This is a genomic window from Faecalibacterium duncaniae (genome assembly GCF_010509575.1).
GTDB lineage: Bacteria > Bacillota > Clostridia > Oscillospirales > Ruminococcaceae > Faecalibacterium > Faecalibacterium duncaniae.
Genome location: NZ_CP048437.1, coordinates 867,085 through 883,219, shown reverse-complemented (window position 1 = coordinate 883,219; position 16,135 = coordinate 867,085). Strand labels below are relative to the sequence as shown.

Annotated in this window: 17 protein-coding genes and 1 riboswitch; of the genes, 12 read left to right on the top strand and 5 right to left on the bottom strand. The window is 53.0% G+C overall.

Going from position 1 to position 16,135, the window contains the following annotated elements:
- Positions 1–13: 13 nt before the first annotated feature.
- The 3 genes from GXM22_RS04160 to GXM22_RS04150 all read left to right on the top strand — a co-directional run bounded on the left by GXM22_RS04160 (position 14) and on the right by GXM22_RS04150 (position 2,015).
- Positions 14–820, top strand: a complete 807-nt coding sequence (locus GXM22_RS04160; protein WP_005933023.1) for a ChbG/HpnK family deacetylase — start codon at positions 14–16, stop codon at positions 818–820.
- Positions 821–1,080: 260 nt separating this feature from the next.
- Positions 1,081–1,155: riboswitch (cyclic di-GMP riboswitch) on the top strand.
- A 118-nt stretch (positions 1,156–1,273) separates the two neighbouring features.
- Positions 1,274–1,630 (top strand): hypothetical protein, encoded by a 357-nt coding sequence (locus tag GXM22_RS04155; RefSeq protein WP_035394141.1) that lies wholly within the window; start codon positions 1,274–1,276, stop codon positions 1,628–1,630.
- A gap of 97 nt (positions 1,631–1,727) precedes the next feature.
- Positions 1,728–2,015: a helix-turn-helix domain-containing protein gene (locus GXM22_RS04150; RefSeq protein WP_005933020.1), complete on the top strand. Its 288-nt coding sequence runs from the start codon at positions 1,728–1,730 to the stop codon at positions 2,013–2,015.
- Between the two features lie 56 nt (positions 2,016–2,071).
- On the opposite strand, the gene GXM22_RS04145 is transcribed toward GXM22_RS04150, so the two are convergent.
- Positions 2,072–3,469 (bottom strand): ATP-binding protein, encoded by a 1,398-nt coding sequence (locus GXM22_RS04145; RefSeq protein ID WP_035394138.1) that lies wholly within the window; start codon positions 3,467–3,469, stop codon positions 2,072–2,074.
- 651 nt (positions 3,470–4,120) lie between these two features.
- Between GXM22_RS04145 and GXM22_RS04140 the strand changes: the two genes are divergently transcribed.
- From GXM22_RS04140 to GXM22_RS04125, 4 genes are all read left to right on the top strand, one after another.
- Complete coding sequence (locus tag GXM22_RS04140) at positions 4,121–5,203, top strand: type II toxin-antitoxin system PemK/MazF family toxin (protein WP_242651584.1); 1,083 nt, start codon at positions 4,121–4,123, stop codon at positions 5,201–5,203.
- A 30-nt stretch (positions 5,204–5,233) separates the two neighbouring features.
- On the top strand, positions 5,234–5,479 hold the full coding sequence (locus GXM22_RS15335; RefSeq protein ID WP_005933015.1) for a helix-turn-helix domain-containing protein: 246 nt from the start codon (positions 5,234–5,236) through the stop codon (positions 5,477–5,479).
- 90 nt (positions 5,480–5,569) lie between these two features.
- Positions 5,570–6,460: a helix-turn-helix domain-containing protein gene (locus GXM22_RS04130; RefSeq protein ID WP_005928318.1), complete on the top strand. Its 891-nt coding sequence runs from the start codon at positions 5,570–5,572 to the stop codon at positions 6,458–6,460.
- Positions 6,460–7,851: a tyrosine-type recombinase/integrase gene (locus GXM22_RS04125; protein ID WP_005933013.1), complete on the top strand. Its 1,392-nt coding sequence runs from the start codon at positions 6,460–6,462 to the stop codon at positions 7,849–7,851. The genes GXM22_RS04130 and GXM22_RS04125 overlap by 1 nt, the downstream gene beginning before the upstream one ends.
- Before the next feature lie 87 nt (positions 7,852–7,938).
- On the opposite strand, the gene GXM22_RS04120 is transcribed toward GXM22_RS04125, so the two are convergent.
- A complete protein-coding gene (locus GXM22_RS04120) occupies positions 7,939–8,754 on the bottom strand; it encodes an Rpn family recombination-promoting nuclease/putative transposase (RefSeq protein WP_005933011.1) in 816 nt (271 codons plus the stop codon).
- A gap of 539 nt (positions 8,755–9,293) precedes the next feature.
- Between GXM22_RS04120 and GXM22_RS15330 the strand changes: the two genes are divergently transcribed.
- The 5 genes from GXM22_RS15330 to GXM22_RS04100 all read left to right on the top strand — a co-directional run bounded on the left by GXM22_RS15330 (position 9,294) and on the right by GXM22_RS04100 (position 13,765).
- A complete protein-coding gene (locus GXM22_RS15330) occupies positions 9,294–9,425 on the top strand; it encodes a hypothetical protein (protein ID WP_275539379.1) in 132 nt (43 codons plus the stop codon).
- Positions 9,426–9,630: 205 nt separating this feature from the next.
- Complete coding sequence (gene metG, locus GXM22_RS04115; RefSeq protein ID WP_005933006.1) at positions 9,631–11,631, top strand: methionine--tRNA ligase; 2,001 nt, start codon at positions 9,631–9,633, stop codon at positions 11,629–11,631.
- A 3-nt stretch (positions 11,632–11,634) separates the two neighbouring features.
- Positions 11,635–12,594 carry a DMT family transporter gene (locus GXM22_RS04110; RefSeq protein ID WP_005933005.1) on the top strand — a complete coding sequence of 320 codons (960 nt, stop codon included), beginning with the start codon at positions 11,635–11,637 and terminating at the stop codon, positions 12,592–12,594.
- A 1-nt stretch (position 12,595) separates the two neighbouring features.
- A complete protein-coding gene (locus GXM22_RS04105; RefSeq protein WP_005933003.1) occupies positions 12,596–13,417 on the top strand; it encodes a TatD family hydrolase in 822 nt (273 codons plus the stop codon).
- 114 nt (positions 13,418–13,531) lie between these two features.
- Positions 13,532–13,765: a hypothetical protein gene (locus tag GXM22_RS04100; protein WP_005933001.1), complete on the top strand. Its 234-nt coding sequence runs from the start codon at positions 13,532–13,534 to the stop codon at positions 13,763–13,765.
- 80 nt (positions 13,766–13,845) lie between these two features.
- Here the strand turns inward: GXM22_RS04100 and GXM22_RS04095 are convergent, their stop codons facing one another.
- The 3 genes from GXM22_RS04095 to GXM22_RS04085 form a co-directional block, all read right to left on the bottom strand.
- Positions 13,846–14,307 (bottom strand): GNAT family N-acetyltransferase, encoded by a 462-nt coding sequence (locus tag GXM22_RS04095; protein WP_005932999.1) that lies wholly within the window; start codon positions 14,305–14,307, stop codon positions 13,846–13,848.
- A 78-nt stretch (positions 14,308–14,385) separates the two neighbouring features.
- Positions 14,386–15,204 (bottom strand): ABC transporter ATP-binding protein, encoded by an 819-nt coding sequence (locus GXM22_RS04090; protein WP_035394259.1) that lies wholly within the window; start codon positions 15,202–15,204, stop codon positions 14,386–14,388.
- A gap of 7 nt (positions 15,205–15,211) precedes the next feature.
- The gene (locus GXM22_RS04085; RefSeq protein ID WP_005932996.1) at positions 15,212–16,135 is read right to left on the bottom strand and encodes an ABC transporter permease; all 924 of its coding nucleotides are present in this window, start codon (positions 16,133–16,135) and stop codon (positions 15,212–15,214) included.

The following is a 16,135-nucleotide window of genomic DNA, read 5'->3' as shown; positions in this document are numbered from 1 at the left end:
AAAGGAAACAGCTATGAGCAAGAAGTTGATCGTAGTAGCCGATGATTTCGGCTTCAGTGAGGCATACAACTATGGTGTCATCAAAGCCTATAAGGAGGGCGTGGTCTGCACCCTCTCGCTGATGAGCAACATGGCCGCCGTCCCCCATGCGGTGAAACTCTGGCAGAGCGAGTGCCCGGAGGTGCCGCTGGTCCAGCACACCAATTTTGTGCAGTACCGCCCCGTCAGCGCCCCGGAAAAGGTGCCCACGCTGGTAAACGAAGAGGGAATGTTCTACCGCAGCTATCTGTGGAAGAGCGAGAATCCCAATGATGCCAAATGCAAGGGCGAAGTTTACCCCAGCTATGAGGACCTGTATACCGAGACCATGGCCCAGCTGGACCGGCACAAAGAACTTGTGGGACATTATCCCCGGCATTTTGAGGGCCACAGCGCCATGACAAGGCCCATGGAGCAGGCGTTCCGGGATATCGGAAAGAAGCTGGGCATCCATAACATGGGCGATACGCTGGCCGAAGAACTGCCGATGAAACCGGCCTGCGAGCTGTTCAGTTTGGGCAACAGCAACGCAATGGAGATTCTGAACCGGGGCAGCCGCCCGGAGGACTGGCTGGAAGACCGCTTCGGCATCCTGAGCTCTCCCTACGAGTACAATATCCTGCATTTCCATCCGGGTTATCTGGATCAGTACCTTCTGGACAATACTTCCCTGACCCTGCCCCGCTGCCGTGATCTGGCGACCCTGTGTGACCCGCAGGTTCGTCGCTGGCTGGATGAGCATGAGGTGGAACTGACCAACTTTGATGCCCTGTACGAATAACTGCGCCATTTCCAAGTGATACTTTATCATCCTCCATAGGAACGCCGCTGCACAGAATTGCGACCTGTGCGGCGGCGTTTTCTTAGTAATGGCCTAACCCTCTCAGCCAAAGTCTTTAACTGAGAGGGTCACCCCCCACCCCCCCGTCAAATCGCACTAAAAAATAGACTGCATTTGTTACAAATGACAAACTCATGGAAAACCCCTTGATTTTTATATAAGGGGGGTATAATAAAATGCAAAAGAGCACCCCCACAAAACAGAAGAATCGGCAAACCAGCTGGAAGGCTGCGACGCAAAGCTAAAGGGCCCAGACCGGGCAGCCAGCTGCACTTCCCCATAAGTACACCACAGCGTCACACCAGCCTTTCGGGGCAGGTGCGGCGCCTTTTTACATTTACGGCGGGTGCAGGGAAAAGCGTTTGGGATACTTCATAAGGGAGGAAAAAGTTTATGAAACCAAAACGTGTAGTAAGTTTGCTGGTGGCGGGCTGTATGGCCGTCTCCATGGTGCCTGCTTCGGCGGTCACGGCGTTTGCGGAAACGGTGGGGAATACGTCTGCCTTGGCTGTGCTGGCACAAAATGCAGCAACAAGCGGCCCTTGCGGTGCAGAAGATCAGACGGAAAGTGTTTCTTGGGAAGTGGAACAAAACAATACGGCTGCGGAGAATCCTACATATACACTGAGCATCGAAGGTTCAGGTGCAATGGCGGATTACAATGCAATCACAGATGATGGAACAGTTGAAGATGACGGAACGGCTAAGAATTATACAATCATAACCCCGCGTGAAAACGCGGGGTTATGATTTGTCCATTTTTCGTGGATGCCCCAAGCGGCTAGATATCCGTAGCAACTCCGAGTTTTCGACTTCTCACGCTTTATCGAAAATTTGGAGGTCACACATGAGTTTTGATCCGAATGCTATTGGTAACCGTATTTTTACTTTGCGTACAAATGCGAAGTTATCGCAGGAAAAACTTGCTGAAAAACTTGGTGTTTCCCATCACCACCTGGGCGATCTTGAAAGGGGAAGCTCCAATGGCTCTGTAAAAATCCTGATCGATATTGCAGAATACTTCCATGTCAGTATGGATTATCTTCTTTTGGGTCGAGATCCTTCTAGGAATCAGTTTCAAAATGAACTGCAAGCCGCTATAGATCATCTTGAAAAAATCAAAGGTCTTTTATAATCACTTCAACAAGAAACGCTCCTGCCAGTTTTACACCGGCAAGAGCGTTTCTTGTGTTATTCAAAAATATCGGCAAGGGTAAGCAGCTGTACTTCTCCGCGTTCCTGTGCCTGAAGCAGACCGTCCGTAAATCCGCCTTTCGAGAAAATGTAGTAGTGGTAGTTTGTTCCTTTCCCAAAGACTGCTGCATATTCCCGAATCAGTTCCAGTTCGTCCAAACCGATTTTTTCATTGCGGTATTTGCAGGAGCCAATGATATAGTCATTACCCTCAACCGGCGTTCCGACAATGTCGATCTGGATCTGCTTCTTTTTTTGAGGGTCGGTTCCCCACCACTGCCCGATCTCACTCAACTCGATAGGAAGATCATTCGCATAATAGAGCAAATAGTCTTGACACATCTTCTCAAAAATCAGGCCCATATAGTCTGGAAAATACTGCTTCACCGCATGGGGGTAGGTCTTTGCGATCCGCCCCGAATCAATGGCACTTGCATTGACCGGCACAAAACGGTACCAAAAACGAAAAAAATTGTCCGCCAGAAGATAGATCGTTTTTTTGCCCGGTTTCTCTGTGATCGGCGTTTCTTTTTTGACGATTCCAAGGTCTATCAACGTTTTGAGGTACTTCGCCACCACAGAGTTTTCTTCACCAACTTTTGTGGTGATGTCGTTCAGGCGAGAAGCCCCCTCTGCAATTGCCTTGATGATTGCATTATAAATTGCAGGCTCACGCAGCTCCTGCTTTAACAGGTTGGCCGGTTCCTCATAGAGGTAGCTGGAACGGTCAAACAAGTTTTCCATCAGTGCTTCATCTACGCTGTCCCGAACATCCAATTTGTTGATATAATGCGGAACGCCGCCTGTGATGCCATAAATCAGGGCGTTATCTTCCTCAGACAGATTCGGATGGAATACCGCAGTTTCCCTATAATCCAGCGGCATGATCTTGAATTGCGCTGTTCTGCGCCCATACAGAGGGCTTTCTTTGCCCAAAACCTGACTTTCCATAAAACTCATGGACGAGCCACACAGGATCAGGTACATTTGGGACTCTGTCCATTTATGGTCGATGATGTGCTGAAGCATTGCGGAAATAGCGGGTTTAGCCTTTGCAAGATAAGGATACTCATCAATTACAAATACGATCCGCTGCTCCTTGGAGAGAGCTGTCAGTTCGTCCAATGCTGCATCGTAGGTTGTAAATTCCGGAGATGATTCTGCATTGGGTCGTTCAAAACTCATGATTGCCTTGGACAAGGCTTCCAGATTTTCTTTTCCGGTCGTATTCAAGGCAGAGAAGAAAATGGTCGGTTTATCCTTGCAGAATTCATTGATCAGCGCAGTTTTTCCAACACGGCGTCTGCCGTAAATGACAACGCATTCAAACTTTCCATTCTCATATCGTTTGTTTAACTTCCGAAGTTCCTCATCGCGGCAGTAAAATCGGCTCATTTTGTTCCCTCCCCAAAGTGTATTTATCGAATTTATATACTCGTAAGTTAGTTTCTTACGAGTATAATACTTCATTTCTTACATAAAGTCAAGAAATATATTTTTGACGGCTCATCGAGAAACAGGAACGATACTTCCTATTTTCCTCAAAAATTGTGAACTCTGAGTTCCTGTTCATTTCGTTCCGCATCGGTTACAATACAGCCATAGCTTCGGAAAGCGTTCAAAGCAGCCCTCAAGCTATCCCGCCCCTTGAAAATTGAACACGCATTCTTCAGTCACGTTCCTGTGATGATGAGCCACGTCCGTAACAAATGCGATGATCTCCCACTGAGGGAATGAGCGGTAGGTTGACGGTAAATGGATGACAGCTTCTCCATAGCTAAGAGCCATCACAGAATAATGATACTTCTGCCTTCGGGCAGCTCGGTGAGAACCACGGAGAGGTGAGAACCCTATGGATTCGGTACGCTGCCGGACGGCTGAAAGATTTCCCACACGAAAACTGAGTTTTCGTTTTCCGGGGATGTCGGGGACAAATACGGAAAGGTATAGAACTATAAATCACAGCATTTTTGCTGTTTGAGATAGTAGGGTGGGCTGTGCGAGCAGCCCACTGTTACATATACGGATAGAAAGGAGAAATCCAAATTGGCAACACGAGGCAAAAAAGAGAAAAAGTATCCGCCTATGCCCGCAAACTGGATGTACAAGCGCGGGGATGTCTACATGATGGATCTGAATCCTTACAGCGGTTCCGAACAAGGCGGCATCCGACCTGCCATTGTTGTCCAGAACGATGACGGTAATTTTTATTCCAATGTTCTTCTGGTCGTTCCGCTGACAACACAGATCAAAAAGCGAAATATGCCGACGCATTTTATTCTGCACAATCGCTTTTTGAGTGCGCCATCTATGGCGATTTGCGAAAGTCCGCGCCCCGCAGATAAATCCAGAGTGTTAAGCTACCTTGGGCACCTGTCCAAATATGAAATGCGGCAACTGATCGTGCCGCGCGACACTTATCAGCGTGCTCTTCACCCCGCTCGTGTTGCCCGCATCGCAAAAGAATTTGACGAGCGGGTTGCCAATGAGCCGAAGATCAGCTTCCGGGATGGTCACTACTATGTGATGGACGGACAGAACACCATCGCTGCACGGAAATTTCTGAACGGCGGCGAAGATTTGCAGATTCGCTGCAAGGTTTATTTTGGTATGACAGAACGAGAAGAAGCCCTCCTGTTTGCACAGCAGACAGGCATTTCGGAACGGCTGAGTGCAGGACAGAAGCTCCGTGCCCTGATTTTTGCAGGGGAGCCTGCTGCCGTTGCATTCCAGCAGGCCACCGAATTGGCTGGCGTTCATCTTTCTTTTGAAGAAGGCCGGGGCAAGCAGTGGATCAGCTGCATCGCAACCGCCTATCACGAATTCATCCGGCTTGGTCCTGAACTGTATATCGAATCCCTTGATGTTTTGCTGAATGCGTGGGACGGAGAACCTGATTCCATGAGTTCTGCAAATCTGCTCGGCATCTGCCGCTTTGTAGAACTGTACCACTCCGAATACAGTAAAAGCCGTCTGATTGCCAAACTGCGGCAGGTCGATGCATTCACGATTTTTCGCCTTGCACGAACCGCAGGCGTAAGCCTTCCCGGCAAGACGAAGTACCTTCAGCAGGTCTATACTATTTATAATGGTGGCAGCCGCCGGGCTGCATTGCCGCTCAAGTTTTAACTTTAAGTATATTTAACGAGGTATTATCCAATGATTATCCATGAAGAACCTTCGCCCAACTCGGTTTCCTCCCCTGTTTCCACAGCAAAGGACAGCCGCTGCTATACCGTAGAAGACCTGATGGAAATGCTGCTCCTGAGCCGTCCCACTGTCTACCGTCTACTGAAGCAGAACGAATTCCGCTGGTTCAAGGTAAGCGGCGCTTACCGTATTTCCAAAGCCAGCTTTGAAGCATGGCTCAATGATGGCACTGTTGAACGCAATCCTGCTGTTTGACATCCTCAACATTTCACGCGAAATCTGCTATTCTTTAGCCGGGATGAGAAATCCCGGCTAAACTTTTACATAGATAGAGAGGTGTCTTTCATGGATGATATGCGGAATACTTCGGCTCCCTTATACGGAAAAGCTGAACCTGCCACTACCAAAACCACCATGTCGGTTCGTGAGATGCGGCAGCTTCTCGGCCTTGGCAAAACAGACAGCTATTGGCTGCTTCATAAGAATCTCTTTGAAGTCATTCTGATAAACGACAAAAGGCGTATCGTTATTTCCAGCTTTGAGAAATGGTATGCCAATCAGGTCAAATATCATAAGGTCAATGGTTCGCCACCGGGCGAGGAACTTTGCAAACGGTCCTATTCCGTTCCTGACGCCGCCGAGATATTGAAGGTGAAACCCGAAACGATCTATACACTCATCCGACAGGGCAAGTTGAAAACAGAAACGGCAGACTTCTGTATGAGAATTCCCAAAGAGGACTTTGAGCGGTGGTACCGATCACAAAGTCGCTACCGCACAGCAGCCGACCGTGAGCGTGACCGGGAGATTGAAGCGCAAACCATCTCCATCCCGGAAATGGCAAAACTACTCGGTATCCCACGCAAGAATGTTTATGGGATTCTTGATTGCAAAAAATACCGAGATTGTTTCGTCATTGAGCGCGTGGCCGACAGGCCGCGCATTACCAAAAAAAGTTTTAAGGCATGGCTTAAAAGCCAATCTACATACCAACTTCAAAAACCGAAAAAAGAAACGCATGAGGAGCCGCCGCTAAAACTGCAATGTCCCAAGAATGGGAAATACTACAGTTTTCAGGAAATTCAGGCTTTTTACGGAATCAGCCGCCCAACACTTGACTCGTGGGTTCTCAAAGAAGGAATTCCAACGATGAAGTTGGGAAGGGTAAAACGCATCCAAAAAGATGCTTTCGATGAAGTTCTGAAGTCCAAACGTAAAGTAGAGGAGGATGTATAATGGCTAGCATTGTCAAACGCAATAACCGATACTGCGTTGTCTATACCTACAAACACACTAATGGAACGCTAAAGCAGAAATGGGAAACCTTTACCGACCTTGCAGATGCCAAAAACCGTAAGAAAGAGGTCGAATACAAAGAATCCGTCGGTACCTTTGTGGCACCCCAGTGCCGAACTCTAAAAGACCTGCTTAAAGAATACGTCACCCTGTACGGAAGAACCAAATGGGCACTTTCAACCTATCAATCAAACACTGCACTGATTTCAAACTACATAGAACCGCTTATCGGCTCAATGAAGCTGCAAGATCTCACCACCCGCGTAATTGAGGGATATTATCAGCGGCTGCTTAAATACGAAGCCGTTGACCCTATGTGTGGAAAGCGTCAGCATCAATACGTTTCTCCCGGCACGGTTCGTTCGGTTCACAAAATTTTGAGAAGTGCCTTTGAGCAGGCTGTAAAGTGGGAACTTATGGAAAAGAATCCCTGTATTTATGCCACCTTGCCCAAATACACTGCAAAGAAGCGTGATATCTGGACTGCCGAGACCCTGTTCCATGCCTTAGAAGTCTGTGATGATCCACGGCTCCGGCTTTGCATCAACCTCTCCTTCTCTTGTTCCCTGCGCTTAGGGGAATTGCTCGGTCTGACATGGGATTGTGTGGATATCTCCCCCGAAAGCATTGAAGCCGGGCGAGCCTCCATTTACATAAATAAGGAATTGCAGCGTGTAGATATTGCTTCGCTGAACGCCTTGGAAAATAAAAATGTCATCACTCGTTTTCCCTCGCTGAGTTCCCGCTGCACCACGGTCCAGGTTCTGAAAAGCCCTAAAACAGACAGCAGTATCCGAACCATTTTTCTCCCCAAAACAGTTGCTGAAATGCTTGTCCACTATAAAGCCGAGCAGGACATGACAAAGGACGCACTGGGTGCAGAGTATGCAGACTATAATCTCGTGGTTGCCGGCCCGCTGGGAATGCCGACCGAACAATCCACCATTAACGGTGCATTGAAGCAGCTGATTGAGGAAAACGATCTCCCCAAAGTGGTTTTCCACAGCTTCCGACACTCCAGCATTACATACAAGCTCAAGCTGAACGGCGGCGATATCAAAGCCGTGCAGGGCGATTCCGGTCATGCACAGGCTTCGATGGTCACCGAGCAGTACGCACACATTCTGGATGATGATCGGCGTTTGAACGCACAACGATTCGACGATTTCTTCTATCAGCATCATGGTGCAGAGCCTGAAGCCCTCCCTCGCGCAGAGCAATCCACTCCCAAAGCCAGTCCAGTCGATACAGATGCGGCAGCAGCTCTTGCTAAACTGCTGGCTGACCCCTCTATGGCCGAACTCATCAAAAATCTTGCAAAGAACTTATAAGCCCCTATACATACATAAACAGCGACAGCTTTCCGATTTGGAAAACTGCCGCTGTTTGTTTTTAAGAATATCTTGGCTGAATTAAAATCAGGCGGGTTTCTTTGTATCCAGTGCCTTTACTTCTTCAACAGGAAGCTGAACCGACCGAGCAATTTCTTCATAGGTCATTTTCCCAAATTCTAGCAAAGATTTTGCAATTTCAATCGACTGCTCATGCTTTGTTTCTTCTCTCACTTCTTCAAATGCTCTGCACATCGTTGCCACTCCCTTCGTATCTTCTTTGAAATAACGCACCCGCTGTGCCAGAACAGGATAGTTCATGTCATCCGGGTTCGTACAGGTAAAGTCGTGCATCAACTTTCCCAATGCGGTGTCGTCCTTGATCTGAGAGTTTACATAGATAATATGTGCTTCATCTCCGAAAGATTTCCCCATTTCCTCAATGATGCGATTGATATGATAAATAGGAAGTCCACCCCGAAGCACATCGTTCTCTGTGATAAAGATTACATAGGTCTCGTTCAGTGCGTCATACGCATCGCCCTTTCGGGTGAGATTGGCATCCAGCAGGCTGCTGTTATATCTCGCCCTCTTTGCGACTGCTCCACTGTCACTGCGCTGAACCTCGACATTGTAGGCACGATTTTCATGATCCACTGCCAGAATGTCAAGCCGCACGGAACGCCCCTGTATATTGTTCAGGTCATGCTGCCCATGGACTTCTTTAACCTTTAAATCATCCCGATTCAGGATGATCCGGAGCAGGAATTCCGCACATGGCTTATCCTCAAAGACCTTGCTCATAAAGTTATCATCCATGAGCCGAAAATCACGGATACGCCGCAAATCTTCCTCATGCTTGCGCTCAAAATCAAGGTTGTTTTGCGTTTCGACTTCTGCCATCGGTTCACCTGCTTTCTGTTCCTTATCTAAGGTAAGAATACCATAAAACCGTTTTTTTTACAAGATGAAGTACTTCCCACCACATAGGTCAGAATCCTTTCATATCGTGTTCTGGCCATGTTCCTATTCCAACTGCGATTCCGACATGGTATCATAAATCCAGAAACAGGCTTCAGCTGCTTTTTGCAACTGGTGTTCTTCTGGTGCCTATGAACAGCCACGCGCCTTCCAGCTAATGAAAGGTGAGCGTTGTACAATAGAGCGGCCACTTTTCATTTAGCTCAGCTAATTTCCAGCTAATAAAGCCCCTAGAGCACCTTTTGGACTCTGTTTCCGGCTCTCTGCTAAAATTGGCAGCCGCTTTCGTGTAAATCCATGTAAACACAGAATAGGATAGCAATTCCTGACCGTATCTTTTTGTTAATAACTATCTCGTTTATATACACAAACCGAGTCAAATGCCATTTTGCAGAACACTTTACCAGGAGAGTTGACAAACCCGCCGTTTTTGCGTATTATAATAGGAACAAGGGGGTCGTGTGCCCCTTTGGCAGAAAGCGAACAGCCTTGACGAGGAGAGTACGCCCCGCCTGCGCCTGACAGAAAGCCCGAAGGATGGAACCGGGCAGGTGAGCACGGGGTGGAAGATGGCCTCTGAGCTGTGGGGGTGAAGCGGCGCGCCGCCAAGCCCCCGCCGGGTGCGCCCGTTACCGCGCGGAGGCCGGTTTTACCCCGGCACGCAAGGCCATGCCTGCAAGGGCGCGGCAAAGCAAGGTGGTACCACGGAAGTTCAGCTCCCGTCCTTGTCCGGTGCATTCCGGCAGGACGGGAGCTTTTTTGTGACACAGCCACAACAGAAAGGAAGAATCATCCCCCATGAGCGAACACAACACATTCTACATCACGACCCCCATCTACTACCCCAGCGACAAGCTGCACATCGGCCACAGTTACACCACCGTGGCCTGCGACGCGCTGGCCCGCTTCAAGCGGATGCAGGGCAAGGAAGTCATGTTCCTGACCGGCACCGATGAGCATGGCCAGAAGATCCAGGACAAGGCCGCCGATGCAGGCGTGACCCCCAAGGAGTACGTTGACCGGATCGTTGCCACCGTCAAGGATCTGTGGAAGCTGCTGGATGTCAGCTATGACCGCTTCATCCGCACCACCGATGACTACCATGTGGAGACCTGCCAGAAGATCTTCACCCAGCTGTATGAGCAGGGCGATATCTACAAGGGCGAGTACATCGGCCACTACTGCAAGCCCTGCGAGAGCTTCTGGACCGACAGCCAGCTGGTGGACGGCAAGTGCCCCGACTGCGGCCGCGAGGTCTATGATGCCCACGAGGAGGCCTACTTCTTCAAGACCGGCAAGTATGCCGACCGCCTGCTGAAGTACTACGAGGAGAATCCCCAGTTCATCCAGCCCGAGAGCCGGAAGAACGAGATGATCGCCTTTATCAAGCAGGGCCTGCAGGACACCTGTGTTTCCCGCACCTCTGTCAAGTGGGGCATCCCCGTTCCCTTTGACCCCAAGCACACCATGTATGTCTGGGTCGATGCGCTGAGCAACTATATCTCCGCGCTGGGTTACGGCAACGAGACCTACCACGATTACAACAAGTTCTGGCCTGCTGACCTGCACATGGTGGGCAAGGAGATCCTGCGCTTCCACACCATCCTGTGGCCCGCCATGCTCATGGCTCTGGATCTGCCGCTGCCCAAGCGCGTGTTTGGCCACGGCTGGCTGCTGATGAACGGCGGCAAGATGTCCAAGTCCGTGGGCAACGTTGTGGACCCTGTGGTCTTGTGCGACCGCTACGGCGTGGACTCCATCCGCTACTTTCTGCTGCGTGAGATTCCCTTTGGCAATGACGGCATGTTCACCAACGAGGCCCTGATCAACCGCATCAACAGCGACCTGGCCAACGACCTGGGCAACCTGCTCAGCCGCACCGTTGCCATGTGCGAGAAGTACTTCGGCGGCACGGTCCACAAGGCCGCTGGCACCGAGGCCATCGACACGGAGCTGGAGACCATGGTCAATGAGCTGCTGGGCAAGGTCACTGCCGACATGGACAACCTGACCATCCCCCAGGCCCTGATGGAGATCTTTGCCGTGATCCAGCGTGCCAACAAGTATATCGATGAGACCGCTCCCTGGGCTCTGGCCAAGGATGAGGCCAACAAGGCCCGTCTGGAGAGCGTGCTCTACCACCTGTGCGAGGCACTGCGTGTAGCAGGCATCCTGCTAAACGCTTACCTGCCCTCCACCGCTCCCAAGATGATGGATCAGCTGGGCCTGTCCACTGCCGACATCGACCTGAGCAAGGCTGCTTACGGCGTGCAGGAGACCTACACCGTCCACAAGGGCGATGCCCTGTTCCCCCGCATTGACGTGGCCAAGGAGATTGCCCACCTGAAGGAAGAGGACGAGAAGCGCAAGGCCGCTGCCGAAGCTGCCAACAAGGCCAAGGCCGAAGCCGAAAAGGCTGCTGCCGCTCCCGCCGCTGAGGAGAGCACCGTTGATTTTACCCACGAGGAAGAGATCGACTTTGACACCTTCTGCAAGGTGGAGCTGCGCGTGGCCGAGGTGCGTGCCTGCGAGAACCTGAAGGAGAGCAAGAAGCTGCTCCACCTGACCGTGTTTGACGGTGAGCGTGAGCGCTGCATCCTGTCCGGCATTGCCAAGTGGTTCAAGCCGGAGGATCTGATCGGCAAGAAGATCGGCATCGTCTGCAATCTGGCCCCCCGCCCCATGCTGAAGGGCAAGTATGTCAGCGAGGGCATGATCTTTGCTGCCGACACCGCTGACGGCGGCTGCTCCATCGCCTTCTACGGCGACAACACCCCCGTTGGCAGCCGCATCCACTGAGCCATGGAGACACAGCTGAGCCGCGCCGAAAAGCTGGACCGGCTTTTCGGCACACCGGTCTTTGCCGTTATCATTGCCATCCTTTGCAACGCCATGTGGGGTTCGGCCTTTCCTTTCATCAAGCTGGGCTACCGGCTCTTTGCCATCGACACCGCTGACACGGCCTCCATTCTCTGCTTTGCAGGGGTGCGGTTCATGCTGGGCAGTGTGCTGGTACTGGGCGGCAGCCTGCTGCTGGAGGGCAGGCTCCCCGCCATGCCCAAAGGGAAGATCCTGGCCGAATGCTGTGCATTGGGCCTGTGGCAGACCACAGCGCAGTATGCCTTTTTCTACAGTGCTGTTGCCCTGCTCACCGGTGCCTTTGGCGGCATCCTGAACAGCACCCAGAGCTTTCTGGGGGTCATCTTCGCCCACTTCCTTTACGGCAGGGCTGACCGCATGACCCCAGCCAAGGCGCTGGGCTGCGGCATCGGCTTTGCGGGCGTTCTCATCGCCACATTGGGCAACCACGGCGGCGGCAGCGCCCGGGGTGTAGCCTACATGCTCATTGCTACCGTCCTTTTCACGCTGGCAGGCCCCTGGAACAAATCCGTCACCCGCCGGGCAGACAGCTTTGCCGTCTGCTTTGTGAACCTGTTCGTGGGCGGTGCGGCCCTGTTCCTGCTGGGCGCTGTTCTGGGCGGACGGCTGGAACACTGGTCTGTGCTCAGCGTGCTGGACCTGCTGGCGCTGGCCTTCATCTGCGGCGCGGGCTACATCGTCTGGGCCCTGCTGATGAAGAACAACCCCGTCAGCCGGATCGCCATCTTCGGGTTCGTGAACCCGGTGGTGAATGTCCTGCTCAGTGCCCTCATCAATGGGGAGCCGCTGTTCCGGTGGCAGTATCTGGGGGCGCTGGTGCTGGTCTGCATCGGCATCTGGCTGGTAAACAAGGCCCCCGCCAAAAAGGAGCGTGCCCGGTAATATGGAATACCCCATCTTTGACACCCACGCCCATTACAGCGCCCGCGCCTTTGACGCGGACCGCTTTGCCCTGCTGGACAGCCTGCCCGGCAAAGGGGTGGTGGGCGTGTGCGAGCAGGCCACCCATTCGGGCGATGCGCCCAAGGTGCTGGAGCTGGCCCACAAATATCCCTGGGTGTACGCCGCCGTCGGCATCCATCCGGAGAGCCTGCTGGCCCCGGAGGATTGCGGTGAGGAAGGCCCCGCCCCTACTGTTTCGGTATACGGCGGCGATTGGGCCGCAGAGATGCGTGCCCTTGCCCCCTATTACGAGGACCCCAAGGTGGTGGCTGTTGGGGAGTGCGGACTGGATTACCACTGGCCCGTGCCCAAGGATGCCCAGCTGGCGCTGTTTGAGGCCGAGATCCGGCTGGCGCTGGAACTGGACAAGCCCATCATCGTGCACGACCGCAGCGCCCACGCCGATGTCTACGCCCTGCTGAAAAAGTACCGGCCCAAGGGCATCGTCCACTGCTATTCCGGCAGCGCCGATGACGCGCTCTGGCTGGCAGAGCAGGGGCTCTACATTGGCTTTGGCGGGGCCTGCACCTTCAAGGGGGCCAAGCGGGCCGCCAAGGCCATTGCCGCCCTGCCGCTGGAACGCATCGTCCTGGAAACCGACTGCCCCTATATGGCCCCGGAACCTGTCCGCGGCACCCGCTGCGACAGCTCCCTCATCCGCTATGTGGGCGAGTATATCGCCAGCATCAAGGGTGAGGAACCGGAGCAGGTGTTCCGGCAGACGGTGGAGAATGCCTGCCAGGTGTATAATCTCTCCGTCTGAAACCGTTAGCAGCCATGCACAGAGGGCAGGGCCTATCCGTTATCTACAAAAGCATTATGCTTCTGTATAAATCAAGTAACAAACTACAAATTGTCAATTAAGGAGATATCACTTATGAAAGCTCGTATTCCGCAGCACCGTGAATTCATCATCAACTTCCCCGACACTGTTGACAACGCCAAGGCCAACGAGGGCTGGGCAAAGCTGCAGCAGATCGTGGAGGACTACAAGAAGGACCACAATGGTGCTTCCGTCTACGCACCCAGCTTCATCGAGGACTGCGAGCCTGCCGTCAAGAAACTGCAGGAAGAGTATGGTTTCGAATACACCGTTGAGTACGTCAAGTAATTTCTGCGTTTTCAGAATATTGCATTAAAAAGAGCAGAGCGTCTGGCCAGCTGGCTGGAGCGCTCTGCTCTTTTTGTTGCTTATTTCAGCTCCATATTGATGGACTTTTCCGTAAAGCCATAGTTCCGGTACATCTCATACGCCATTTTATTTTTAGCGTTCACCTGCAGTTCAATGGTGTCGCATCCCTTTTCTGCTTTGAGTTGCTTCACCTTATCAAAGAACTGGTGCCCGATGCCCTTCCCGCGATACGCCTCCTCCACCGCCATGGTGCTGACGAACAAAACATCCTTTGTCACCTGCGCCGGGCCTTCCACATGCCGCTTAAACACTTCCAGAACACCAACAACGATGCCGTCCGTCTCGGCAATATACCAGCTATCCCCTTTCAGGAGTTCGCCAAACAGTTCCTTTGTGATCAATGGGCTGGCCGGCTTGTAGACATCCGGCCGCCAATCCACATGCATCTGCTGCACCTGATCCATAATAGCAGAAAATCGGTCATAATCCTGCATCTGCGGGGTACGGATCGTTATTTTCATCTCGTTTTCTCCTTGTTGTATCAAAAATGCCCTGTCAGACACGGTTTCGGGTCCAGACAGGGCATTTTGAGTTTCTTTTCAGTTGCCCGCTTCCACCTTGCTCAGCAGGATGCGGTCATTGTCCAGGGCCTTACCGGCATTCTCGCGGAACTTTTCCAGCAGGTCGTCCACGGTCATCTTACTGCGCTCCTCGCCCTTGACATCGAACACGATGCGGCCGCCGTCCATCATCAGGGTGCGGTTGCCCAGCTCGAGGGCCTGATGCATGTTGTGGGTGACCATCAGGCAGGTGATCTTTTTCTCGGCCACAATGCTCTTGGTCAGCTCCAGCACCTTCTCCGCCGTGGCAGGGTCGAGGGCGGCAGTGTGCTCGTCCAGCAGCAGGAGCTTGGGGGTAACGAGGGTGGCCATGAGCAGGGTCAGCGCCTGCCGCTGGCCGCCCGAGAGCAGACCCACCGGCTGCTTCATCCGGTCCTCAAGGCCCATATTCAGCAGGGCAAGTTTTTCCCGGAACAGCTCCTTATCCTTGCGGGAGATGCGGGAGAAGATAGCGTGGGGGGCGGTTCCTGCCCGGAGATAGGCCAGCGCAAGGTTTTCTTCAATGGTCATATTGGGAGCCGTACCCTTGAGGGGGTCCTGGAACAGGTGGCCGATGACCTTGCTGCGCTCGTACTCGGGCGCAAAGGTAATGTCCTGCCCGCCCAGTACGATGCTGCCCTCGTCGGCAATGAAACCGCCGGTGATGGCGTTGAACATGGTGGATTTGCCCGCGCCGTTGGAGCCCACGATGGTGGCAAAGTCGCCTGCCTCCATGTGCAGGCTCACACCGTTCAGGGCCACCTTTTCGTTGACGGTGCCGGGGTTAAAGGTCTTGTGCAGGTTGTTCAGCTCCAGCATTTCCATTTCAGTGCACCTCCTTCCGGGCATTGTGCTTGCGCTGCTCAAAGGCAAACTTTGCCCGGATGGCAGGCATCGAGATGGCCACAGCCACGATGAGGGCGCTCACCAGCTTCATGGCGGCGGCGGGCACATTGAAGCGCAGGGCCACGGCCACGATAAAGCGATACAGGCAGCTGCCGAACACCACGCCCAGCACCCGGCGCACCATGGTGCGCTTGCCCACCAGCGTTTCGCCGATGATAAGGGAAGCCAGTGCAATGGTCACCATGCCAGTGCCCACGTTGATGTCGCTGCTCTTCTGATACTGGGCCAGCAGGCCGCCGGAAAGGGCGGTCAGCGCGCCCGAGATGCACAGGCCCACTGTGATGGTGAAGGCCGGGTTGATGCTGGAGGCCCGCACCATGGCGGCATTGTCGCCGGTGGCGCGGATGGAAAGGCCCAGCCGGGTGCCCAGGAAACCCACCATAGCGGCACAGGCGATCACAATGACCGCCGCCGCGATGACCAGCTTATACCAGCCGCCCGTAAAGGCCAGTGCGGATTTTGCCAGCGAGAACACCGTATCGGTCTTGACCAGGGACATCGTGGACGAAAAGCCCATGACCGCCAGATTGATGGTATACAGGCCGGTGTTCACGATGATGCCTGCCATGATGCTCTCAACGCCCAGACGTGTCTGCAAAAAGGCGGTGACAAAGCCCGAACACACACCCGCCGCCATGGCCGCGAACAGGGCCAGGATGGGGTGGCCTGTCAGCGCCACCTGGCAGGCCACGGCACAGCCAAGGGTGAAGCAGCCATCGGTGGACAGGTCGGCAATGTTCAGGATCGAATAGCTCAGAAACAGCGCCAGCGCCACCAGACCGTAAATGCAGCCCAGCTCCAGCGCCGTCTGGATCACGTTGAGCGAAAAGATACTCGCCAGCAT